The 24,748-nt window shown below is 59.8% G+C and carries 15 protein-coding genes; 8 read left to right on the forward strand and 7 right to left on the reverse strand.

What is annotated here, in order from left to right:
• Window positions 1-51: 51 nt before the first annotated feature.
• The 5 genes from J2X24_RS09380 to J2X24_RS09400 form a co-directional block, all read right to left on the reverse strand.
• Window positions 52-3,330, reverse strand: a complete 3,279-nt coding sequence (locus J2X24_RS09380) for a TonB-dependent receptor (RefSeq protein ID WP_245344583.1) — start codon at window positions 3,328-3,330, stop codon at window positions 52-54.
• A gap of 788 nt (window positions 3,331-4,118) precedes the next feature.
• Entirely contained in the window at window positions 4,119-6,062 is a 1,944-nt protein-coding gene (locus tag J2X24_RS09385) for an AAA family ATPase (RefSeq protein WP_209720055.1), read from the reverse strand.
• Window positions 6,059-6,574, reverse strand: coding sequence for an ABC-three component system middle component 5 (locus tag J2X24_RS09390; protein WP_209720059.1), 516 nt, complete (start codon window positions 6,572-6,574; stop codon window positions 6,059-6,061). The genes J2X24_RS09385 and J2X24_RS09390 overlap by 4 nt, the downstream gene beginning before the upstream one ends.
• Window positions 6,567-7,781, reverse strand: a complete 1,215-nt coding sequence (locus J2X24_RS09395) for an ABC-three component system protein (RefSeq protein ID WP_209720062.1) — start codon at window positions 7,779-7,781, stop codon at window positions 6,567-6,569. Before J2X24_RS09395 ends, J2X24_RS09390 begins: the two co-directional genes overlap by 8 nt.
• 127 nt (window positions 7,782-7,908) lie before the next feature.
• Complete coding sequence (locus tag J2X24_RS09400) at window positions 7,909-8,991, reverse strand: alpha/beta fold hydrolase (RefSeq protein WP_209720066.1); 1,083 nt, start codon at window positions 8,989-8,991, stop codon at window positions 7,909-7,911.
• Between the two features lie 94 nt (window positions 8,992-9,085).
• On the opposite strand from J2X24_RS09400, the gene J2X24_RS09405 reads away from it, so the two are divergent.
• Window positions 9,086-10,885, forward strand: coding sequence for a DUF885 domain-containing protein (locus tag J2X24_RS09405; RefSeq protein ID WP_209720069.1), 1,800 nt, complete (start codon window positions 9,086-9,088; stop codon window positions 10,883-10,885).
• On the opposite strand, the gene J2X24_RS09410 is transcribed toward J2X24_RS09405, so the two are convergent.
• On the reverse strand, window positions 10,886-11,542 hold the full coding sequence (locus tag J2X24_RS09410) for a TetR/AcrR family transcriptional regulator (RefSeq protein ID WP_209720072.1): 657 nt from the start codon (window positions 11,540-11,542) through the stop codon (window positions 10,886-10,888). It lies immediately after the preceding gene.
• Window positions 11,543-11,774: 232 nt separating this feature from the next.
• Between J2X24_RS09410 and J2X24_RS09415 the strand changes: the two genes are divergently transcribed.
• From J2X24_RS09415 to J2X24_RS09425, 3 genes are read left to right on the forward strand one after another with little or no spacing between them, the layout of a single operon-like run.
• A complete protein-coding gene (locus J2X24_RS09415; RefSeq protein WP_209720075.1) occupies window positions 11,775-13,004 on the forward strand; it encodes a TadE/TadG family type IV pilus assembly protein in 1,230 nt (409 codons plus the stop codon).
• A 4-nt stretch (window positions 13,005-13,008) separates the two neighbouring features.
• Complete coding sequence (locus tag J2X24_RS09420) at window positions 13,009-13,464, forward strand: TadE/TadG family type IV pilus assembly protein (RefSeq protein WP_209720078.1); 456 nt, start codon at window positions 13,009-13,011, stop codon at window positions 13,462-13,464.
• On the forward strand, window positions 13,461-13,868 hold the full coding sequence (locus tag J2X24_RS09425) for a TadE family protein (protein WP_209720082.1): 408 nt from the start codon (window positions 13,461-13,463) through the stop codon (window positions 13,866-13,868). Before J2X24_RS09420 ends, J2X24_RS09425 begins: the two co-directional genes overlap by 4 nt.
• Here J2X24_RS09425 and J2X24_RS09430 read toward each other — a convergent pair.
• Window positions 13,865-14,551: a TetR/AcrR family transcriptional regulator gene (locus J2X24_RS09430; protein ID WP_209720085.1), complete on the reverse strand. Its 687-nt coding sequence runs from the start codon at window positions 14,549-14,551 to the stop codon at window positions 13,865-13,867. The two genes, J2X24_RS09425 and J2X24_RS09430, sit on opposite strands and share 4 nt — an antisense overlap.
• Before the next feature lie 374 nt (window positions 14,552-14,925).
• Here J2X24_RS09430 and J2X24_RS09435 point away from each other — a divergent pair, with 374 nt between their 5' ends.
• From J2X24_RS09435 to J2X24_RS09450, 4 genes are all read left to right on the forward strand, one after another.
• Window positions 14,926-16,125, forward strand: a complete 1,200-nt coding sequence (locus J2X24_RS09435) for an efflux RND transporter periplasmic adaptor subunit (RefSeq protein ID WP_209720088.1) — start codon at window positions 14,926-14,928, stop codon at window positions 16,123-16,125.
• A 227-nt stretch (window positions 16,126-16,352) separates the two neighbouring features.
• On the forward strand, window positions 16,353-19,571 hold the full coding sequence (locus tag J2X24_RS09440) for an efflux RND transporter permease subunit (protein ID WP_209720090.1): 3,219 nt from the start codon (window positions 16,353-16,355) through the stop codon (window positions 19,569-19,571).
• Window positions 19,572-20,972: an efflux transporter outer membrane subunit gene (locus J2X24_RS09445; protein ID WP_209720093.1), complete on the forward strand. Its 1,401-nt coding sequence runs from the start codon at window positions 19,572-19,574 to the stop codon at window positions 20,970-20,972. It begins immediately after the preceding gene.
• A gap of 470 nt (window positions 20,973-21,442) precedes the next feature.
• Complete coding sequence (locus tag J2X24_RS09450; protein WP_310003135.1) at window positions 21,443-24,520, forward strand: TonB-dependent receptor; 3,078 nt, start codon at window positions 21,443-21,445, stop codon at window positions 24,518-24,520.
• Window positions 24,521-24,748 lie beyond the last annotated feature (228 nt).

Raw genomic sequence — 24,748 nt, forward strand, 5'->3', positions numbered from 1 at the left:
TGAAAATAAAAAGGGCGTGCTGCCGCAGCAGCACGCCCGATACGCTAACTTTTAGTACTTGAAGCGAACGCCGATCTGATAGCGGCGGTCGTTGCGGATCCAGGCCGAGTCGATCCGGACGGCCGCAGCCCCCGGCGTGGCCGAGCTGTCGCCCATGACCTGCTGCTGAATGACCGTGGTCGTATCCAATAGGTTCGAACCATCGAACGACAGCTCAACATTGTCGTTCAGCTTGTAGCGGAGCGATGCGTCGAGGAAGCCGTTACCCTTCTGGTACATCGGCAGGCCGATACAGCAGTCGAGGTTGTTGGTCAGGAAATCCGAACGGTAGCTGTAGGCCAGGCGCGAAGCGATCGGGCCGTGTTCATACAGAAGGACGATGTTGTACGATTCGTCCGAGATACCGGCCAGGCGGTGCGAGTCGAAGACCGCGCCGTTGACCTGCAGGCCGCCACCGAAGGCGATCGTGCCGCCGGCTGCGTAACCGGGCTGGTTGGCCAGGTTCGAGTTGTTGATGCCCGACTGCTTGGTGCGGGTATAGTTCGCCTGAATACCCAGACCGTTCCACGGCGACGGCAGGAAGTCGAAGAAGGTCTGATAGGCCACTTCGAACCCCTTCAGCGTACCCCCGCCATTGCCGTTGCCCGGACCGCGGATGATCACGTTCTGGGTCACCCCATTGAGCGTGACCGCGCGCGGCAGTTCGGCATAGGAGATGTCGCCGTTCAGCTTCTTGTAGAAGACATCGAAGGTGAAGGACGACGTCGCATTGAAGTAGTTCTCATAGGACAGGTCGAACTGGTCGGCCGTCACCGGCTTGATCGAAGCGTTGCCCGAGTCGGCATTGAACACGAAGTTATAGCCCTTCACGTTCGCGGCGGTCTTGGGCCCGTTCGGATCGTTCCAGACGATGAACGGCGAGTTCGGCGAGGTGTTGATCGCCGGCGCCTGGATCGCCACATAGTTCCGCAGCTGGCCGAAATCCGGACGTGACAAGGCGCGCGACGCCCCGAAGCGGATGTACTGGTCATCAGCCACTTCAAAGCGGATATTGAAGCTGGGCAGCCAGTTTTCATGCGTCGCGCCGAAGCTGCTCTTGACGGCCGGACCGCCGCTGAAGTTCTTGATGGCATCGGTCAGGTAACACGAGACGTTCAGCAGGTTAGACGGGCCGGTCGGCGTCGAACACGGTGCCAACGTGGCGTACCAGTTCGGGTTGTTGAAGGCCACGCCGCCATTGCTTTCGACCTTGGTCTGGACGTAGCGCACGCCGATATTGCCGTTCACGCGCTTGCCGAACAGCGTCGTGTCCGAGTTGCCGAAGCGCAGCATGGCATAGGCCGCCGTCGTCGTTTCCGAGACGTCGAGCATTTCGGAGTCGTTGTAGCAACCTTCGGTATTGCCCGGACGGTCGCAGATCGGCGTCCACTTCAGAGGCGTGTTGGTCTTGGCGCCCGACAGACCGTTGATGTGACGCGAACGGTCGGCCAGGACGTCATTCGACAGCCACGGCAGGGCGCCGGGGTTGAAGACATCGCCGTTATAGAAGCCGTCGCGGAAGGGCTCCGACACCCACATATCCTTGCCATAGCCCTGGAAGGTCTGGCCGGCATTACAGGTGTACGGCGCCGGCGTCGTGTTATCCAGGTTGAAGGCAGGCCCGTTACAGGCGTTCCACGGCTGGATGACCGGCGACCAGTTATAGGCCGAATAGCGGACCTTCTGGTCGCGTTCGGCATGACGCACGCCGACCTTCAGCGAGTTCAGCCAGCCCGTTTCCTCGAAGCGGTATTCGGCATCGGCGCGAACCGACAGCTGGGTCGCGTCATTGTCTTCGACGTGATCCTGGATGAACGGGATGTACCAGTTGTGCGGGTTGGACAGGCCGCCCGCCGCGTAGTTGACATTGGTGCCCGGCAGCAGGTCGATCTCCGGCGTACCGTCGCCATTGGTCGAGTACTTGACGTTGGCCAGCGTGTTGGCGGCGACCAGGATGTCATAGTTGTTGGTCTCGGCCGTCACATACTGGACGTCGAAATTGGCGCGCAACTTTTCGGTGATTTCCCACTTCAGGTTGGCAGCGATATCGCGGGTGCCTTCTTCGTGGTCGAAGATGCGCGACTCGTTGGAAATGCCGGTGCCCTGACGCGTCGAGCTACAGCCGCCACCGCCGCAGTAGTTGACGAACGGCAGGCCCGGAACGGCCGAACCGATGTCGATCGCCGCGGCAGTCGAGCCACCCCAGCCACCCGACGGCGCGGTCAGCGTGCCGGAATCGAGCATGCCGTCGGCGCCGAACACAAAGGCCGGCGTGCCGTCGGCCGGCGCGATAACGGCGGTCGTCTGCGGCGAGAAGGCCGGCGCCGCCCACAGGTCGAAGAAGCCGACATTGGTCGAGCGCTCCTTCCAGGCGTTCTTGTAATAGGTGTCGTTATATTGCAGCGAGAATTGCACCGTCTTGGCGTTGTTCTGCCATTGCAGCGCCGCCGCGATACCGCGACGGTCGCGGTCATATTCGACCTGGCTGAAATTGACCTGGCGGGGCATGTAGACCCAGCCCGTGCCGCCATAGGGGTTTGCCGTACAGGCAACGGTGCCGTCGGCATTGACATTGGCAGCCGCCGTCGTGCCGAAACCGGCCGAGCAGAAGGCGCCGATACGCTGACCGACCACGCCTTCGGTCTGCGTCAGGACGTGACCCTGGGCGTAGTTGAGCATGACGCCCCACTCACCGGCTTCGGTCTGCCAGCGGTTGGTGTAGATGCCCGAAAACTCGTAGGTCGTTTCTTCCGAACGGTCGCCATAGTTGGCCTTGGCCGACAGGCCGATGACCTGGCCCTTGCTGTCGAACGGCAGACGGGTGCGCAGGTTGACCGAGCCGGCGATGCCGCCTTCGATCATTTCCGCCGTCAGGTTCTTGTAGCTGTCGACGCCGGCCATCAGTTCCGGTGACACGTCGTTGAAGTTCAGCCCGCGCCCGCCGTCGGCAGTGAACACGTCACGGCCGTTCAGTTCGGTGCGTACAAAGGTCAGGCCGCGGATCAGGACCTGGGCCGGCTCGGCCGAAAAGTGCGTCGAGTCGTCCGACGACTGGAAGCGCGACACGGTGATGCCCGGCACGCGCTGCAAAGCTTCGGCGACCGACTTGTCCGGGAAGGCGCCGATATCGGTGGCGGTGATCGAATCGACGTGGGTGTCGGCGTTCTTCTTGATGTCCTGGGCGGTCTTGAGCGCCTTGCGGACGCCGACGACAACGACGGCGTCGTCTTCAGTCGGCGCAGCGTCCTGAGCCTGCACGGCTCCGGCAACCGTCACGGCCGCCAGCGCCATGAGGGACACGCTTCCTTTCAAAGCGATATGTCGAAAAGTGTCAGCGGTTTTCGACTTAAATATCGCGCCAAAGCAAAGACCTAGATCGGATTGATTTCCTTTGAAATCATTCCGATCTCGCATTCGGCCGCTGATGAAACGGGTGTTTCGCATATTTCTCTCCATGTTCAGTCCGATTCCCGCGGACTGGTGTTGGTGGCATCATTGTCGTTGCACCGAAGCGCGCAGGACGAAGGGCCCTGTCGCGAGACGGTGATTTTCTTGCTCTTCCAACACTTGGCTTATGGAGACTTCGGCCAGCTCGATGGCGGATGACGGCCGCCCGGCTTTGACTGTGGCTGCGAATGCTCTTTGTTTTTTGTTACAGGCTTTGTGCGGTACGCCTGCCTGTGGCGTATCTGGTCAGGCTGTCTGCCCGCCCCGCGTGCCCGGCGTGAGCCAGACGAATGCGCTATGTAGTCTCCCTGAAGTTCCGATGGCTTATGTTTTTTATCGGGCCACACAATGAGATGACGGTCATCATCTGAGTTATATGACATGCATAATATAATGCGATGACGCGACAAGCGCAAAATCCAAATTTTTCAGATTTTTATAAATTCAAAGCGGCTTGCAAAAATATCACGTTTTTTGTGCGCTCCGTTGCTGCGCAGGCTCGCCGCATGAGCGGCGGCACGCAGTCGCGCTTAGCTCGAAAGGTTTGATAAAACTTCTGCGTGGCACTGAGATGAGTTGCGCTGATCCGCTTTAAGCACTCTACACTTAACTAAGTGTCCGAGCATAGCCTTCTATTTTGCCTTATTAAGCTTCAGACTCTGATCAACCTTAGTGTATTTTCCGCCAACTACATATTTTGACCCTTCAAGTTCAGGCGCGATCTTGGATGTGGAAAATATAATTTGATGCGGCACATCAGATTCTTCACATTTTTCAATAATTAGGCGCTGGAAATTCCAGGACCTTTCAGCCACCATCCCCTTATCCTCTATGTTGTCCATTAACATGAAGCGAGGTAAAGCAAATGCCTTGTCGCTCAATGAAGCTAAGAAAAGAGCAAACAAGAAGCTATTCTTAAGTATAACCATTCCACTTGCGCTCCCGACCCTATTTTTGTCCCCATCAATAGCCATCCAGTCCGCCGCAAAGCTGAAAGAAAAAGATTTAAAATCACCAAAATCGCTATGCTCTGGCAAATCCTTTCGAATTAGACCTTCAGTCAAGGTCGAAATTTTAGTGTAAGCAATTCGCTTCCTAGAATCTTGCGCATTTTCGGTGGCAGAAATTTGATTTTTTATTCCCGTAATTTGCTCATTTAATGCAGCCTTTCTTTTTGAAAGCGCATCTATCTCAGTCGCAAGATCATGTCGACGGCGAAGCTGGTGAAGCTCACTTTCGATAAAGCCGATTTTTCGATTTATCTCAGATAGCGCCACGTCAAAGCGAGTAGAATATTCAAGGCGGTTAATGTCTCCAGCCCTTTGAATAGACCTTAATTTAGCTCTCTGTGCAGAAATTTCGACCTCAACTTGCGCCAACTCACGCTGCCGCTCCGCTTGCAGAGCAAGCGACTCCGTTAACTGCATTTCTAAATCAAGCTTGACCGCGAGCGCACGCGTTTCGTCGCGCTCAGCGCGCACATCGCCGCCGCAAAGATAACACCCTTGGGCTGCTGCACTTTCTTCTTCAACACCTTCGCAATGGTGGCCTTTGACAGGGCCAAAACACGAAGGACAGAATTCAAAACGCACCGCTCCAAATGCCGAAAAGGTTGCACTAGCATCGTCAAAATCTATTATCGACTGCCCCAGATGGCTTATAAATAGATCGCTATCTTCTATTTCAAATGACAAGGTTTTGAGCCTGTCATCAAGTTCAGCGACTTTACGACGAACGACAGAATATTCCTTTGCTTGCTTTTTTAGCACCTCATCAATTTCCGCTGCTGCCGCTCGCTGCCCGGCACCCTCCAGCAATGTAGCCGCCTGAATAACAAGCCCTTCGCGCTCCGCGTTTTTCGCTTCAATAGCGCTCGTTATTTGCTCGATGAGAACCTTCTCTCCGTAACCGCTTGCGATGGAAACCACACCCTTCAATTGTGCGGAAACCTCATCGTGTTCCTTGGTAAGATTTCTTAGAAACAGTTGAAGGGCAAACAGATCGTATCCGCCAATTCCACAGAGCACGTGTCCGACAGCTTGGCGTATTTGCCAAGTATCAAAGGACTCCACCTGAAAAATTCTCTGAATTGGCGTTAGTTGATCTGAGTAAAGAACACGAAGCAATTGATGCATCGTCACGTTGCTCACACCATCCGATATTGCTTCGGGTATACCAATCGCTCGAAATAGTATTTGACTGAAGCTATAACCACTTCCCTCTGGCCTCCTGTACGGAAACGCTTCAAACTGACGGAAGTCGCCAGCTATTGCCTGATCATAAGAGCCAAAGAAAATCTGCATCGGCTGATTGTGAGCTGTGGTTACATCTCGCCGAATCGTAAGATATGAGCTTCTCGCTTGTATCTCGGCAACTACGAAGTCACCTTCCCTTACAACTTTCCGCCAATCAGTCAGATCACCACCGAGAGCGAAATATATAAAGTCAGCAATAGTACTTTTACCCGCCCCGTTGTCACCATGGATTATGTTGACGCCATCGTGGAATTTCTCATCATAGAGCGTATGCTTACCTCTATGAATAGAAAGGCGGCAGAGCTTTAACCGAGAAATCATGGAAGAATCGACCTTTTCGGTAGGCCAACACGCTTGTACAGGTTGTCCGTACCGCGCAGAGGGATTGCCGCGAATGGGCCAGTAAGAAAAGTTGTTAAACCGCCGTCAGTCTGGTTTCGAACCGCTGCGCGTTTGTACAAATCTTCGGGAACATTTTTGCGATCAATCTGAATAATTCCATTTTCAACTGATGTAGAAATCATGCCCTTGGCACGCAATTGGCCTAGTGCCGAGTTTTGATAGAGCCGTAGCTCTTGGAATACAGAAGGAATCCCTGGCAAATTTATGAAAATATCCTCCGCCTTCGGAATGCCTAGCTCTTTGAAGGTATTTAGTAGCGGCCGCGGCATGGAAATTCTATGTAGCAAACTTGGAAATAGGAGCATCATATCCATTACACGCAGGCGTTCAACTTCGATGTCTTTACCTTTGCTCGCTTCCGAAAGACGAACCAGCCTGAACGAGCAATGATACGCATCACGTGAAGAATGCCACGCCCGAAGATTAGCCATTGTCCCACCTCAGGTGACAGTTGCCCCCTAAGTAATACATAGCACTTTCGACTGTGGAGACGGATAACGTCTCCCCAACGGTAAAATGAGATTTCACCGTTTGATCAATTACCTGATCTTGAATTATCTGATCTACAGTTGACCTATCAACTCCCGAAGCAATCGCCGTCACTACAAACCGATTAAATCGAGTTTCGATATTTGACATTAGCCTAGCATACATTTGAACAGCAGCCGGCTGCGCAATATTCCTATTCAGGAGTTTGCTAAACGATTCCTTCTGCCTTTCAGCACGACTTACTTCACTAACGCGATCTCCCTTAATAAGCTTTTCAGACAAACTCTGGCGATCAGAGTTTGCTTGAGTAGTGAAGGCGGTGTAGGCATCATTGAGGTCTGTATCGATGGCGGCTTGGGCGCTATGACCGGCTTTTATCCCATCCAACGCATCTCTAAGAAAAGCAGATATGGAGACAAACAGTAACTTTTCTCTTGAGGAAATCTTACTTATAGAGACATGATCTTCATCTACAGCCGTGATATCGCATCCCAATATATTTGGGTTCGCGCTCACTTTATCGACCACAAGTGCAGCTTTGTATTTCTGCGTCTCATAATATCCAGATATAGGAATCTTTTTCTTCACCGCGTATCCAGAGAACCAAGAACCAAGGTCTAGAAGCGGGTCTGAAGCATATTGCAGATTTTTAAGAGCCTTAGATGTAACCACGCCACCTATGGCATTTACAATGCTGGCCAGTTGGGCGCCTTGATGAGGTGTGGCGATAAACGCGATACCCTTTACGCAGTCACAGATCGTCCGCTTTTTGGCATTGGTTGCCCCCTCTGACGACCGGATAAGCTGTTTGACAATGAGCCCACCTAAGCTGTGGCAAATAAACACAACTGGTCTCTCAAATTTTTCTCTGCTTACCAACCTATCAAGCATCATGCTCGCTTGATCGTTTAGCGAAGCGCCGTCACCTTTTATCAAATCGATGAAGAGCGCAGAATTATATCCTATTGAATAGACGTTACACTCAGGGAAATCCGCAGCGATCCATGACGGCCAGAATTCATTGTTTGAGTGGGTCCAAGTGCCCGTTGCGTCTCCAGTTATCCCGTGGACGAACACAATATCCGCGATCGCATCAGCGTTCAGATTCTGCTGACCACCCGGTATAAAATTAAAGCAAGATTCGGCCATCCGCACCCCCAAGAGCTAACGGATATATTTTTTGACTATCATGTCAAGTGCATGCGCCACACCGGCAACCAGCGGTGGCAGGACTTGAAGGGTACGTAGATCTCGGGGGACAGGTTATCAATTGCCCCTACTTCCGCTCTGACTCCCTCAACAACCGCACCAGATCAGCCTTCCAGAACTTCGCCCACGTGTGCGTGCCGTGGCCTCGCGTGTCGGGCGAGGACGGAATAAGCCGGTAGGTCACGGTTTTCAGGCGCGGCAGGACCGTCTCGGGGATTTTCAGTTCCGGCGGGTTGATAAAGTCGTCGGCCGAGTTGATCCACATGGTCGGCGCGGTGATCTTTTCCAGGCCCGGCAGCGGATTATAGGTCCGCGACGAATCGAACTGATAGAGGAAGTCGTTGGCGTCGCGTGAGGCGATGTCCTTGGCGATGCGTTCGCGGACATTGGCTTCGGCGGCTGCGCGCGTCGGATACTGCGCCTGGAAATATTCCGGCGCGCTGCCGGCCATGACCGAAAGGGCCGCAGCCGTGCGCAGGCCCTGCACCGGCGGGGTCGTGTAATTACCGCCCTGCCAGGCCGGATCGGCGCGGATAGCATCCATGGCGACGACGCGCCACATGCGATTGCGGCCGGCGATTTCGACCGGCTGGCAGGCCATCGGCATCAGGGCGTCGGCAAAGTCTGGATGCGCTTCGGCCCAGACGAAGATGTGCATGCAGCCCATAGACGTGCCGAAGATCAGGCGCAGGCGCTCGATGCCGAAGGCTGTTTTAAGCATCTGCCGCTGGGCTTCGACCATGTCGGCATAGTCGTATTTCGGAAAGGCCATGCGCAGACCGTCGGATGGCTTGGACGAAGCGCCATGGCCGATATTGTCCGGCAGGATGATGAAATATTGCGTCACATCGAGCGGCTGACCCGGGCCATAAAGTTCGTCGGCGAACTGCGGCGCCAGGAACTGCGCACCGGACCCGCCCGTGCCGTGCAGGATCATGACGGAATTGGTGATGCGGCCTGAGGCATCGCGCTTCGGCGTGCCCAGCGTGCGGTAATGCATGCGCAGGTCGGGCAGGCTTTCGCCGGTGGCGAATGTGAAGTTGCGCAAGGTGACGTCGCCGTCCTTGACCTGCGGCGCGGCGGCGGCGCTCAGCGGTGTGGCCATCGCCAGCAGGGCCGCCATAAGGCTCAGGCACGATTTCGGGTTCATGGGGCGCCTCAATGAAATATGTGCGACGGACTTTTCTGCGTTATACGTATATCGTATACAGAATGTTGGCCAGCGAAAAACAAGAGGTGATGCGATGACACGTGCGGTTCGGGTTTCGGTGCTTCTGGGTCTTGTGTGCAGCGTATCGATTCTGCCGGTCATGGCGTCGGCGCAGACCGTGCCGGTTTCCCCGCCCGCCGTCCAGGCCGGCGTGTCGGCCGACGCCAACCTGAAAGCGCTTTATGAAGCCGAATGGGCGTGGCGCCAGGCCGAGTTCGGCCGCTCAATCCCGGGCCGGGGCGCCGACGGCCCGACCTTGCCGAGCGTGACGCCCGAAACCTATGCCCGCCGGCTGGCCTATTGGGACAAGGCGCTGAAGATGCTGGACCAGATCCCGGTCGATCAGCTGTCGCACGACGAACGCATTAATGCCGAGGTCTTCCGCGCCTCGCTCACCACCCAGGCCAACAATATCCGCTTCAAGACCTATGAGGCACCGTTCAATTCCGACAGCTTCTTCTGGACCTTCAATCCGCGCACGCCCTATCGCACGGCCGAGGAGTACCGCAACTATCTGGGCCGCCTGCGCGACATCCGGCGCTATTTCGCCGAGCAGACGGTCAATATGAAGGCCGGCCTCAAGCGCGGCTATACCGTGCCCTATGTGTCGACCGTCGGCCGCGACAAGACGATGGAGCCCTACACAAAGGCGGACGAGACCAACCCCTTCTACGACGCCTTTGCCCAGATGCCGGAGACCATTCCGGCCGACGAGGCCGCCGCCTTGAAGGCCGAGGCCAGGACCGTCATCCGCGACGTGGTGGCGCCGGAATACACCAGGCTCCTGACCTTCTTCCGCACCGAATACCAGCCCAGGGCGCGGCGCGATTTCGCCGCCTGGTCGCTGCCGAACGGCAAGGCCTTCTATAAGGCGCGCATCCAGGAATTCGTCACGCTCGACATGACGCCCGAGGAGATCCACCAACTGGGCCTCAAGGAAGTGACCCGCATTCGCGCCGACATGGAAAAGACCATGCGCGACTCCGGCTTCAAGGGTACGTTCGCCGAATTCCTCGTCTTCATGCGCACCGATCCGCAATTCTACGCCAAGACACCGCGCGAACTGCTGTCCTATTCGGCCTATGTCTCGAAGAAGGCCGACGGCAAGCTCAAGGACTTCTTCGCCGTCCTGCCGCGCTATCGCCATGCCATCCTGCCGGTGCCGGACGCGGTGGCGCCGATCTACACGTCGGGGCGCGGCGGGCTCGATTCCTGCCTGATGAACACCTATGCGCTGGAGTCGCGGCCGCTGTACAACCTGCCGGCCCTGACCCTGCATGAGTGTACGCCGGGCCATTCCTATCAGGCCGCCGCCGCCCTGGAAGCCCCGCCACGGCCGGAATTCCGCCGCTATACCGGCTTTTCCGGCTATGGCGAAGGCTGGGGGTTGTACACCGAATGGCTAGGTACCAAGATGGGCATCTATGAGACGCCGTACGAAGAATTCGGCCGCCAGACATTCGAGATGTGGCGTGCGGCAAGGCTGGCCATCGACACCGGCCTGCACACCCAGGGCTGGACGCGCCAGCAGGCCATCGACTACCTGAAGGACAATACGGCGCTGGCGCAGCTCGATATTGAAAACGAGGTCGACCGCTATATCGCCTGGCCAGGCCAGGCCCTGGCCTACAAGATCGGCGAGTTGAAGATGCGCGAGATGCGTAGCCTGGCAGAAAAGGAACTGGGCGCTGACTTCGACCAGCGCACCTTCCACGACACGATCCTGAACATGGGCTCGGTGCCGCTGACGACGTTCGAACGCGAAATGCGCGGCTATGTCGACGCGGAAAAGACGCGCGTTGCGAAGAAGGTTACGCCGAACGCAGGCAACTGACTATATCAGACGACCCGGCGCTTCCGGCGAAGTGTGATGCACTTCAACCTCATCCGCACGCGTGGCAATCGACCGCTCAAGGCGCGCGATGATCGTCTGACGGGCGTTTTCGGTAATGTGCTTCTGCGCTTCGGATGACTTGACCGCGCGCGCCATGACGACGGCGCCGGCCAGTTCGCTTAAGAGCACCACGGCTTGCGTATAGGCCTCATCGGGGCCAAGGCCCATCATTTCGAACTGCCCGCCGATCAGCGCCTGCAAACGGCCAAGCCCCGCTTCGAACCGGCGTCGCGCCGATGCGCCCAGCCGCGCCACATCGCCGCCGCATGCCGGCACCGGACAGCCCTGCCCCGGCCGGTTGACGTGCGGCATCGACAGATAGTGCTCGATATAGGCCATCAGCGCCTGATGCGGCGCAAGCCCACGCGTCCGCAGCGCGAAACGCTCGCACGTCTTGTCAAACATCACCTCGATGGCTTGTTCGATCAGGTCGTCCTTGGATTCAAAGTGCGCATAGAAGCCGCCGTGGGTCAGCCCCTGGCGCTTCATCAGCGTGGCGACCGACAGACCGTCAGGGCCGCTTTCGCGCAAAAACATCGCGGCCTCGGTCAGAAGCCGGACGCGCGTGCGCTGCTTATGGTCTGTTCCGTACCGCAAATGACCTTCCCGGATGATCTGCCCGCGTTAACGAGTCTAAGCCAAGTGACGCCAAAGGTCCATGGGGCAGGCCTCCGGATAAGGCACGGTAAAATATCACTTCTTTCAGACCGAAGCGCCCTGGGCATGGTTAAGATGGCGGCCCTGTTTATTAACAAGGTCCTTTCACGATTAGGAAATTGCAAGGTCCTATTAATGGGTGACGTTAGGAAACCTCGGGCTGGGGGTTATCATGTTTCGTTCCGGGTACGGATCTTTGCGTTCATTTGCGTCCAACAGGTCAGGCAGCGTATCGACCCTGTTCGCGTTCAGCATGCCGCTGGTCATCGCGGGTGCCGCCTTCGGCGTCGAAATCGGCGTCTGGTATTACGACGACATGCGGCTGCAGCAGATCGCCGATACCGCCGCCTTCGCCGCAGGGATCGAGCAGCGCGCCGGCCAGGACAGCATCGTCATGCTGTCGGCGGCCCGGATCGTGGCCAACGAAAATGGCTTCGACGCCGGGCGGGACACCTTGGTCCTCAACAGCCCGCCGACCTCAGGCACGCATCAGAACGACCATTCCGCGGAAATCCTGCTGACGCGGACGGAGCCGCGCTATTTTACCCAGCTGTTCGACAGCAGCCCGGTCGTCGTCAAGGCGCGGGCCGTGGCGACCTATACGACGGCGGCCAATGCCTGCATCATCGCGCTCGACCCCAGCGCCGCCCAGGCCGCCTATTTCTCGGGCAGCTCAACCATCACCCTGGTCGGCTGCAACGTCATGTCGAATTCGATTTCTGGCCAGTCGATCTATACCCAGGGCGCCACCAGGCTGACGGTACCGTGCCTGATGGCCACGGGCGACGTCGCGCTCAACGCGCCGGTCAGCCTGACCGGGTGCGAGGCGGCCATGACGCAGCTGCCGCCGGTCGCCGACCCTTTTCGTAACGTCCCGGAACCGGCCTCCACCGGCAACTGCAACAATTCCAACGGCAACACGCTGCAGCCGGGCCGCTACTGCAACGGGCTGAGCATTAATGGCTCCGTCACATTCAAGCCCGGCACCTACATCATCGAAGGCGGCACCTTCAAGGCCAACGGCAATGCGGCGCTGACGGGCTCAGGCGTGACTTTCGTGCTCAAGAACAATGCGCAGATCGCCTTCAACGGCAATGCCACGCTGAACCTGTCCCCGCCGACCAGCGGGACCTATGCCGGCATGCTGTTCTTCGGCAGCCGCGCCAACGCCGCCAATACGGCGATCACCCTCAACGGCAATGCGGCCTCGGTCATGACCGGCGCCGTCTACTTTCCCAACCAGGTCGTATCCTACATCGGCAATTTCCAGGGCGCCAACGGCTGCACGCAACTGGTCGCGCGCATGGTCGAATGGAGCGGCAATTCAAACCTGGCCGCCGATTGCAGCGCACACGGCATGAACCCTATCCCCGTCGGCGGGGTGGTTAAACTCGCGGAGTGACAAGATGAAAAACGCAAAGACACCGGCACCGGTCTCCTTCCGTCGCGCGATCGCCGACTTCCGACGAGACCGCAATGGCGCCGCCCTGGTCGAATTCGCCATCATCGCGCCCCTGCTGCTGGCGACCTTGGCGGGCATCAGCGACGGCGCCAGCTTTCTGCTGCGCAACAACGCCATGCATTCGGGCCTGAGCAGCAGCGCCCAGTACATCATGAGCGGCGGCTCGGACCTGTCGACCGCGCGCCAGATCGGCCTGTCTTCGTGGGCGGGACGGTCGGAGCAGGGCACCGTCACGACCAGCAAGGACTGTTTCTGCGCGGCGGCGCCCGCGACCTGTTCGACGCTGTGCGGTGACCAGAGCGTGCCCCTGGCCTATGTCAAGATCGCCGCCACCGACACCTATGACGGCTGGTTCGGTGACACCACGCTTCACGCCGAACAGGATGTCCGCATCAGATGAGGCGTTTATTGCGGCGTCTGACGCGGAACAGGCGCGGCGCGACGGCGCTGGAATTCGCCATCGTCGCGCCCGTCTTCATTGCCATGGTATTCGGCGTATTCAATCTCGGCTACGCGCTCTATTGCGGCGCGGCCGTCCGCCACGCCATCCAGGAATCGTCGCGTCTGCTGATGTTCGATCCCAACACTACCGCCAGTACGTTCAAAACGGCGGTCGTATCGAAGCTGGTCAATGTGCCGGTCACGAACCTGCGCATCGCCATTACGGATGAAACAGTGACGCAGACGCAGCACCTCAAGCGCGTCACCTGGACCTACAACTATATGGTCTATGCGCCCTTCATCACGTCCAAGGCGTTCGAAATGGGCTCAAGCGTCACCGTGCCAACGCTGGCTGCCCCCTAACCGAAAAGGAAGGCCGTGGTGCCGTAGGCGATCTTGCGCAGCTCGTCTCGGCCGGCGCCGGCGCGCGCGCGCACCAAAAGATTCGACGTCAGGCCGCTGATCATCTGGGTCAGGACCATGGGATCGGCGTCGGTGCGCAAAAAGCCCTTGTCGCGGGCCTTGGTGAAGAAGGCCTCGAACCGGCGGTCGAAGCTCTCGATAGTGCCCTGCAGCATTTCCAGGATCGATTCGTGCTGCGGCGCCTCATTGAGCGCCGTGCACATGAAGGCACAGCCGAGTGGATGTTCGCGCTCGCCCGTATAGGCGCCGATCACCACGTCGAAATAGCGGTTGATGATGTCGCGCAGACAGGTGCAGGTGCCGTCGCAGGTCAGGACATTGTCCAGCTGCGCCTTGATGCCATCCTGGTAACGCTCCATGGCCTTGATATAGAGGGCCTGCTTATCGCCGAAGGCTGCCGCCAGACTGGGACGGCTGACGCCGGTGGCCAGCGCGATATCGTCAAGCGAAGTAGCGGCAAAGCCGCGCTCCCAGAACATTTTCAGCACTTTTTCCAGCACGGCGTCCGGATCGAAGGCGCGCGGCCGGCCCCGGCGCTTGCCGGAACAGGCAGCAGGATCCATGGCATGGCCGGGACAGATTTCATGGCTGTCGAACTTCAGGTCGGCCTTGGCGTGATACATGGCATTTCCTACGCGCCTGCTACGCACCGCAGGCTGGTGACACTTTCTGGCAGGAAGTCAGCTATCCTGTCCTTGTTATCATCAGAGTAGCGCCGTTCATGGCGCATGAAAAGTCTGCTTTTTGCGGACCGCCGAAGGCTACGCGAATACCGATAATCTTTGGCACGCAATTGATCCGAAAACCGGGTCGCCATTTTCGGATTGCGCGCCGTCCTGACAGTTTAGCAGATTTATTTGCGATGTCGCATAAAAATGTGTTTACAAAACGTCAGGCGGCGATTATTTATTTGCGAGTTCGCACTAAATAGGGCCTCGCGGCAGAACCGCAAGGCCCGTCAGTTCCGCGTACCCTTTCTCCCCGAAGGAATGCTGTCATGCTGCCCACCGAAATCCTCGCGTCCGTCCATCGGGCGCGCCGTCAAACCCTGCTCGCTTTCGCCGCCGTCTCCGTGATCGGCGCCGGCGCGATCGCCACCATCGCTTTTGCCCCCAAGGCCGAAAGCCAGGCTGCCGCCCAGGCCGTGCCGGTCTCGGTCGCCACCGTCTCCGAACAGAATGTCGAAAGCTGGACGGACTTTTCCGGCCACCTGGAAGCCGTCGAGCGCGTCGAAATCCGCCCGCGCGTCGCCGGCGCCGTGAAAGCCATCCACTTCCGCGAAGGGGCCCTGGTGCACACTGGCGATCTGCTGGTGACCATCGATCCGGCGCCGTACCTGGCCGAAGTCAACCGCGCCAAGGCCAGTGTGTCTTCAGCCGAAGCCCGCCTGACGCTCGCCCGTTCCAATCAGGAACGCGCCCAGCGCCTGTGGGACGACCAGGCCATTTCCCGCGCCGATGTCGAAGCCCGCGACAATGAGCTGAAGGCCGCCCAGGCGCAGCTTGAAGCCGCCCGCGCCGAGCTTCAGATCAGCAATCTGAACCTCAGCTACACCCAGGTCCGCGCTCCGGTCTCCGGCCGCGTCGGCCGCATCGAAGTGACCGTCGGCAACCTCGTCGCTTCGGGCCCGCAGGCCCAGACCCTGACGACGCTTGTCTCGGTCAGCCCGATCTATGCCAGCTTCGACGCCGATGAGGCCATCGTCAACCAGACGCTGGAAGACTTGCGCGTCGCCAATCGCGCCCAGATCGACCAGATCCCGGTCAAGCTGGAAACCGGCACGCCGGGGGAGGCGCCGATCGAAGGCAAGCTTCAGTTGATCGACAACCAGTTCGACAATGGCTCGGGGACTTTGAAAGCCCGCGCCGTGTTTTCGAACGCCGATGGCAAGCTGATCCCTGGCCAGTTCGTTCGCGTCCATATGGGCGCGGCGGTGACCAAGCCGGCGCTCTTGGTATCGGAACTGGCCATCGGCACCGACCAGGACAAGCGTTTCGTTTACGTCGTCGGGACCGACAAAAAGGTCTCGTACCGCGAGGTCACCTTAGGCGCGCCGGTCGGCAATCTCCGTGTCGTCAAGTCTGGCCTGAAAGCCGGCGAACACGTCGTCGTCGATGGCGTCCAGAAGGTCGGTCCGGGGACGGTTGTCACCGCCCAGGCCGTGCCGATGGACAAGATCGCCGCACCGAACGCCTGAGTTAGATTAGCCCCCACCACCATGCCGTTCCACGGCATGGTCCCCCTCCCCATTCGCTTCATCGCGTTGAACGCCCGAGGCGCTCTTGGGGAGGAATAAGAAAAGAGCCCCCTTAAACCTATACCTCCCCACTTGTGGGGAGGGGGACCATCTGCGGAGCAGATGGTGGTGGGGGCCTCTTGCCTGAAACACACCCCAAATCCCACGCCCAACCACCGAGGGCTATCATGAACCTCTCCAAATTCTTCATCGACCGGCCGATCTTCGCAGGAGTCCTGTCGCTGCTCATCCTGATCGCGGGCCTCCTGTCGCTCCGCGTTCTCCCCTTGTCGGAATATCCGGAAGTCGTGCCGCCGCAGGTCGTCGTGCGCGCCGTCTATCCCGGCGCCAACCCGGCCGTCATCGCCGAAACCGTCGCCGCCCCCATCGAAGAAGCAGTCAACGGCGTCGAAAACATGCTCTACATGTCGTCGCAAACGACGACCGACGGCGTGATGACCCTGACCGTCACCTTCAAGCTGGGCACCAATCCGGACCTGGCGCAACAGATGGTCCAGAACCGCGTCAGCCAGGCCGAAGCCCGCCTGCCGTCCGACGTGCGCGCGCTCGGTATCGTCACGCAGAAGAACCAAACCTCGCTGCCGCTGGTCATCCACCTGATTTCGCCGAACGGCCGCTACGACGCGACGTACTTGCGCAACTACGCCATGCTGAACGTCAAGGACCGCCTCCAGGCCGTCAAGGGTGTCGCGCCGATCCAGATGTTCGGCGGCGGCGACTACGCCATGCGCGTCTGGCTCGATCCGCAAAAGGTCGCCGCCCGCGGCCTGTCGGCCGGTGACGTCACCGAAGCCATCCGTTCCGAAAACGTCCAGGCCGCGGCCGGCATCATCGGCGGTTCGCCCGCCCTGCCCGGCCAGGCCCTGCAGCTGTCGGTCAATGCGCAAGGCCGCCTGAAGTCCGAAGAAGACTTCCGCAACATCATCGTCAAGACCGGCGCCGACGGCTCCGTCACCCGCCTTGGCGACATCTCGCGCGTCGAGATGGGGGCATCGGACTATTCGCTGCGCTCGCTGCTCGACAACAAGCAGGCCGTCGCGATTCCGATCTTTGAAAATCCCGGCGCCAACTCGCTGCAGATGGCCAAGGAACTCAAGGCCATCATGGCCGACCTGAAAAAGTCCATGCCGGAAGACGTCGACTACCGCGTCGTCTACGACACCACCGAATACGTCCAGGAATCGATCGATTCGGTCATCCACACCCTGCTCGAAGCCATCCTGCTGGTCGTGCTGGTCGTCATCCTGTTCCTGCAGACCTGGCGGGCGTCGATCATCCCGCTGCTGGCCGTGCCCGTCTCGGTCATCGGCACCTTCGCCGTCATGCACCTCTTCGGCTTTACCATCAACGCCCTGACCCTGTTCGGCCTGGTGCTGGCTATCGGCATCGTTGTCGATGACGCCATCGTCGTCGTCGAAAACGTCGAGCGCAATATCGAAGCCGGCAAGACGCCTAGAGAGGCCACCTATCAGGCCATGCGCGAAGTCTCCGGGCCGATCATTGCCATCGCATTGGTGCTGGTCGCGGTCTTCGTGCCGCTGGCCTTCATCACCGGCCTGTCGGGCCAGTTCTACCGCCAGTTCTCGCTTACCATCGCCATTTCGACAGTCATCTCGGCGGTCAACTCCCTGACCCTGTCGCCTGCGCTCGCCGCGTTGCTGCTCAAGGATCACCGCACCCCCAAGGATGGCCTGACGCGCTTCATGGACAAGTGGCTGGGCGGTTTCTTCGGCTGGTTCAACAAGATGTTCCACCGCGGGTCCGACCGCTATGCCAACAGCCTTGGCGGCGTCGTCAAGCGCAAGGGCCTGATGCTAGGTCTTTACGGTGGCCTGGCCGCCCTGGCCTTCGTCATGTTCAATGTCGTCCCCGGCGGCTTCATTCCGCAGCAGGACAAGGCCTATCTGGTCGGTATGATCCAGTTGCCCGAAGGCGCCACGCTCGATCGCACCGAGGCCCTGAGCCGCAAGGTCGGCGAAATCGCCCTCAAGCAACCGGGTGTCGCCCACGCCATCCAGTTCCCCGGCCTGTCGATCAACGGCTTCACCACGTCCTCATCCAGCGCCGTCGTCTTTCTGTCGCTGAAGTCCTTCCACGACCGCCACGGTCCGGCCGAAAGCGCCGGCGCCATTGCCGGCGCCCTGAACCAGCAGTTTGCCGGCATCAAGGGGGCCAATGTCATCGTTTTTCCCCCGCCGCCCCTGATGGGGCTGGGCCAGACCGGTGGTTTCAAGCTTCAGCTCGAAGACCGCGCCGGCCTCGGTTACGCCGAGCTCGACAAGGCCACCAAGGCCATGGTCGCCAAGGCCTACCAGACCAAGGAACTGGCCGGCGTGTTCAGCGGCTTCCAGATCAATACGCCGCAGATCTATGCCGACATCGACCGCACCCGCGCGCGTCAGCTGGGCGTCAGCGTCAATGACATCTTCACCACCATGCAGGTCTATCTCGGCTCGCAATACGTCAACGACTTCAACCGCTTCGGCCGCACCTACTCGGTCCGTGTCCAGGCCGACGCCGCCTATCGCGCCCAGCCGGAAGACATCGGCAACCTGAAGGTCCGCTCGAACACCGGCGAGATGATCCCGCTGTCGGCGGTGCTCAAGGTCGACCCCAGCTTCGGCCCGGTCACGGCCAGCCGCTACAACTCCTACCTGTCGGCCGATATTTCGGGCGGCCCGGCCCCCGGCTATTCCTCAGGCCAGGCCGAAGCCGCGATCACCAAGATCGCCGCCGAAGTCCTGCCGCAGGGCATCGCCTTCGAATGGACCGACCTGACCTATCAGCAGATTCTGGCCGGTGACTCATCGACCCTGATCTTCGTCCTGGTCATCCTGCTCGTCTTCCTGGTGCTGGCCGCCCAGTACGAAAGCGTCGTCCTGCCGGCCGCCATCATCCTGATCGTGCCCATGGGTCTGCTGTCCGCCATGATCGGTGTTTTCCTGAGCCAAGGCGACAACAACATCTTCACCCAGATCGGCCTGTTCGTCCTGGTGGGGCTGTCGGCCAAGAACGCCATCCTGATCGTGGAATTCGCCCGCGAGCTGGAGCTGGCCGGATTGCCGCCCGTCAAGGCCGCCATTGAGGCGTCGCGCCTTCGCCTGCGCCCGATCCTGATGACGTCGATCGCCTTCATCATGGGCGTGCTGCCGCTGGTCACCAGCCAGGGCGCGGGCGCCGAAATGCGCCGGGCCATGGGCGTGGCCGTCTTCGCCGGCATGATCGGCGCGACCCTGCTGGGCCTTTTCCTGACGCCCTTCTTCTACGTCCTGCTCCGCGCCATCAGCGGCAACAGGCCACTCAAGGCACACACCTCGACGCTTGGCTTCGACGACGCGCACCCTGCGCCGGCCCCGGCTGCCCAACGTCATACAGAGGAGGCATAAATGTCCCGCCAAATACGTAACAAGATAATTACCCTTAGCCTGGCAGCCGCATTGTTGAGCGGCTGCGCCTCCGCCCCGCTGGAAAACGCTGCGATCAACACGCCTGCCGCCTTCAAGGGCCAGGCGGCGGCGGGCCAGGCCGCCCCGGTCCAGCAGGCCGGCGCCTGGTGGCTGGTCTTTTCCGACCCCATCCTGGCCGAACTTGAAGCCAAGGCAGCCAGCAACAATGGCGATATCCGCATCGCCGCAGCGCGTCTCACCCAGGCCCGCGCGCTGCTGAAATCCGCCCGGGCCGACCTGTGGCCTCAGGCGGGCGCGGGCCTGACCGCCGCGCGCAGCACAGCGCAGCAACCCTACCCCAAGGCGGCCAATGCCTATGACCTCGGTCTCGATCTCAGCTACGAGGTCGATGTCTTCGGCCGGCTGTCCAAGGCCTCGCAAGCCGCCAAGCTCGATGCCGATGCCGCGGAAGCGCTGCGCAACGACACACAGCTCCTGATCCAGTCACGCGTGGCGCAGACCTACTTCGCCCTGCGCGCGCTCGATGAGGATCGCGCCATTGTTGCCGACACGCTGGAAGCCTATCGCGCCAGTCTGAAAGTGACACAGCGCCGCTATGAGGAAGGCGATGTCGCGCAGCTTGATGTCGCCCGCCTTGAGACCGAAGTCGCCCGCACCCAGTCCGAGGCCTACGCCCTGGACCAGCAACGCGCCAACCTGACCAACGCCCTGGCTGTGCTGGTCGGCGAACCGGCGACGACGTTCGAACTGGCATCATCGACCTGGAGCACCCAGCCATGGGCCGGCGCTGTACCGGTCATTCCGGCGGGCGTGCCGTCCGACGTGCTGCAACGCCGGCCGGACGTCATCGCGGCGGAGGCCTCGCTTCATGCTGCGCAAAAACGCGTCGGCGTGGCGCGCGCCGCCTGGTTCCCGACGCTCACACTGACGGCATCCGGCGGCTATGCCTCGGGTGATCTCGACACCCTGTTCGACAAGGGCATGGAGGGCTGGTCGCTGGCGGCCATCCTGTCACAGGCCGTGTTCGATGGCGGCCGCCGCAATGCCGGCATCGATTACGCCAAAGGCGGGCTGGACGGCGCCTTTGCCGGCTATCAGCAGCAGGTGCTCGTGGCCTTCCAGGACGTCGAAAACCAGCTGTCCGACCTCACCTACCTGCAACAGCAACAGGGCGCCGAAGCCCAGGCTGTCGACGCAGCGACGCGGGCCCTGGCCCAGTCGCAGTCGCGTTACAAGAACGGCCAGTCGTCGCAGTTGGAGGTGCTGGATGCCCAGCGCCAGCAGCTGGCGATCCGGCGGCAGGCCTTAAGGGTCCGCGCGGCGCAGTATCAGTCCACGGTGGGCCTGATCCGCGCCCTGGGCGGAGGATGGCAGGGCTAAACGCGCTTTTCGTAAAAAGCACGACCCCGCCGTCGCGGGCTGGAGGCCTCCCGGCAACTCCAGCCCGTTTTTTTGTGTCGGTATCTGTTCGCCGCTCTGGCGGATCTTGCCGGGGCCGCGTCTCAGAATGTTTTGCGTCGTACCGGCGCAGGACATTTATGTTTTTGGTCAAACCAATGGATCGGGAAACCGCTATCAAATCGGCCAGACAGCAGACGTTTTATTCGTAAAATTTGCCTGAGACGTGCCATTTTACTTCTAAAATTCGCACGATTAACCTGCGTCGCCGCATGGCAGATGACAACGCCGGACATTGCAAGGCCAACCGTGTGCCTTTTCTGCATCTCAAATGACATTGTTGTGCCAAATGGTCAGACCATGTTGACATGAAAAGTCTGACTACTTACGATGTGACCGGTAACAAGCTGCGACCTAAACGCAGCGCTGGGAAACAAAAGGGAATTACCATCGTGTTAGCGACATCGCCGCGCATACGCGCGCTCAAGACAGCCCTGCTGTCCGCAACCATCCTGACGTCAGCCGTGGCAGGGACCGCCATGGCCCAGGACACCGCGCCGGCGCCCGCCGGCAGCGACACCGAAGTCGTCGTCGTCACCGGCTATCGCGGCTCGCTGCAGAACTCGGCCATTGCCAAGAAACGCGCCGTGGGTTTCGAAGACTCGATCTTCTCGGAAGACATGGGCAAGTTCCCGGACACCAACCTGGCCGAATCGTTCAACCGCATCCCGGGCATCACCATCGCCCGCGAAATCACCGGTGAAGGCACGACCATCGCCATCCGTGGCCTGGGTTCCAGCTTCACGCGCATCATGCTGAACGGCGCGGCGGTGGCCACGGGATCGACCGGCGACGTCAACACCAACAACTCCAACCGCGAAGTCGACCTCGACATCTTCCCGCCGGAACTGTTCAGCTCGCTAACCGTCTACAAGTCGGCCAAGGCGTCCCTTCTGGAAGGCGGCGCCTCCGGCGCGGTCAACATGCGTCAGGCGCGTCCGTTCGACTTCAGCGGCGACCGCATCATGTATTCCGCCGAAGCCAACAAGAATTCGCTGGCTGACGAAGGCGGCTACAAGGCCTCGTTCCTGATCTCCAAGAAGTTCGGTGATTTTGGCGTTCTCGCCGGCGTGTCGCACCAGCATACCGTCATTGCGGCCGAGGGCTGGGAATCGGTCGGCTGGACCAATGCCGGCCTGTCGGCCGCGCAAAACCCGGCGGCGAACCGCAACAATACCGGCGGCGGCAACTGGACCATTCCGGCCACGGTGCCCGCCGGCGCGGGTAACGGTCTGACCACGGGCGCCACCATCGACCAGGCGCTCCTTCTGTCGCTGAACCCAGGCCTGACGATCCAGCAGATCGACAACGCCCTGATCCCACGCCTGGCGCGTCCGATGCACTATTACGGCACACGCGACCGGACCAGCGCTGTGCTCAGCTTCGAATACCGTCCATCCGACACCCTGCGGTTCTGGGTGGACAGCATGATCGCCCAAAAGGAAAACGATCAGGAACGCACCGACATCAACCTGATCGGCCGCAGCGGCTCGCCCATTCCGATCAATATGAAGGTTGACCGCTCGGACTGCTCGAACGGCTGTGTCGTGACCGAAGCCACCTTCGCCAATGCCCAGTACTTCCTGGAATATCGCCCATGGCTGGAAAAGGCGAAGTTCGCCTCGATCAATCCCGGCTTTGCCTGGCAGATCAAGGACGACCTGAAGCTGACCGTCGATGCCAACTACACGATCGGCACCTTCCGCCGCGACTCGCCGACCGTTCTGGTCGTGACGAAGCCCAATTCCGGCCTGACGGTCACCTACAAGAACAACCTCGTCGATGCGCCGACGACGACGTCGACCGTCGATCTCAACGATCCGTCCAACTACCAATGGAACGGCGGCCGCCTGAACATGCAGTCGGAAACGCGCCAGACCGAAACGCGCGGCCTGCACGCCGACCTGACCTGGGGCACGTCGGAATTCAACATCCAGTTCGGCCTGGCCTATGACGACACGTCGCGCAAGATTCTGCCGTTCGACAATACCACGCCGTGGTCGAACCTGGCCTGCGGCAATAACCCAACGGTCAATATCGGCGGCACGCCCTGCCGCGGCGACGTGATCGTCGGCACGGCCGCCGCCGTCAACGCCGCCAACTCGGCCTATTCCGCCTATCCGGGCTATGGTACGGGCTATACGGCCGGCGCCACGGGCACGATCAATTACCAGGGCTCCGCCATCCCGCAATCGGCCCTGGCCAGCTATCTGATGCCCGGTCCCTACGGCTACATCACGGTCGACTGGGACAGGTTCACCGACGTCACCAAGTACTATCAGTTCCTGGACGAAGCACCGCCGGCCGGTGGCTCGAACATCTCGTCGCCGCGTTCCTACCTGCGTGAGAAGGTCGAGGGCGCCTATATCCAGGTCAATGGCGACAAGGACATCGTCGGCCACCGCCTGCGCTACGACTTCGGTATCCGCGCCGTCACGACGACGCAGATCATCGGCGGCCAGAGCTCGTTCGCCGATCCGCGCAACACCTCGGCAACGACGCCCGCCGACGGTGGCCGCTATCCGAACCTGGTGGTCTTCAGCTACACTAACACAAAGTACAAGAACTACCTGCCCTCGGCCAACTTCGCCCTGAACGTGACCGACAAGCTGATTACGCGTCTGGCGGCTTCGACGACCATGACGCGCCCGAACCCCAGCAACATGCTGCCGGGCCTGGGCTTCGGCGACCCGTCGGCCTTCCAGGGCACGCTAGGCAACCCGTCCCTGACGCCGTATATCTCCAAGAACCTCGACTTCGGTCTGGAATACTATACGGGCAAGGAAGGCTATGTCGCCCTGACCGCCTTCAACAAGAAGGTCGACGGCTTCACGACCCAGCTGAACACCACCTATCCTTTCTCGTACCTGGCCAATTTCGGCGTTACCTATGAGACGCTGGGCGCCACCCAGAAAACGGCGATCGACCTGCGCGGCGGCCCCGTCGGCGCAACGGTTTCGCTGGCCCAGCAGGTCAATGTCGAAGGTCTTCTGGATATCAAGGGCCTCGAATTCTCGTGGGTCCAGCCGCTCGATCAGTGGTGGGACAGGCTGGAAGGCTTCGGCTTCAGCACCAACTACACCAAGATCGACCAGGAAGGCACAGGCGCCGCTCCGGCCATTGCCCTTGGGGTGCCGGAAGTCACCTGGAACTTCACAGGCTTCTATGAGCGCAACGGCTGGTCCATCCGCCTGTCCGACACCTACCGTGACGGTTCGCAGGCTTCCGGCACCAACCAGAACGGCATTCCAAACGCCGCCCTGTGGAACGAAAGCTACGAACAGATGGACCTGTCCGCCAGCGTCGACCTGAAGGAAGCCTTTAATTTCGGGCACGACATGTCGGTCAACCTGAACATCACCAACCTCAATGACGCCACGATGCGCCAGAACTTCCAGTTCGATAGCGCGCCGAACTGGTACTACAAGCCCGGCACGACCTACATGCTGGGTGTCCGCGGCAAGTTCTAGAGCGATACGGCGAAAAGTATAAGCGGTTTTCGCCTTAAATATCGCGACAAAACAAAAGCTTAGATCGGTATGATGTTTCCATTTAAAATCATACCGATCTAAAGCGATTCATTGTTCCTGAACGCCTCTCCCGAGGCTGTTCAGACAGGGCGCGCACCCGTGACGCCCGATCTCCCTGGGGTGGTGCATCTTGCGGTGCGCCGCCCTTTTTTTGAGACCTGCTCTATA

This window comes from Asticcacaulis solisilvae, assembly GCF_017875235.1.
Lineage (GTDB): Bacteria > Pseudomonadota > Alphaproteobacteria > Caulobacterales > Caulobacteraceae > Asticcacaulis > Asticcacaulis solisilvae_A.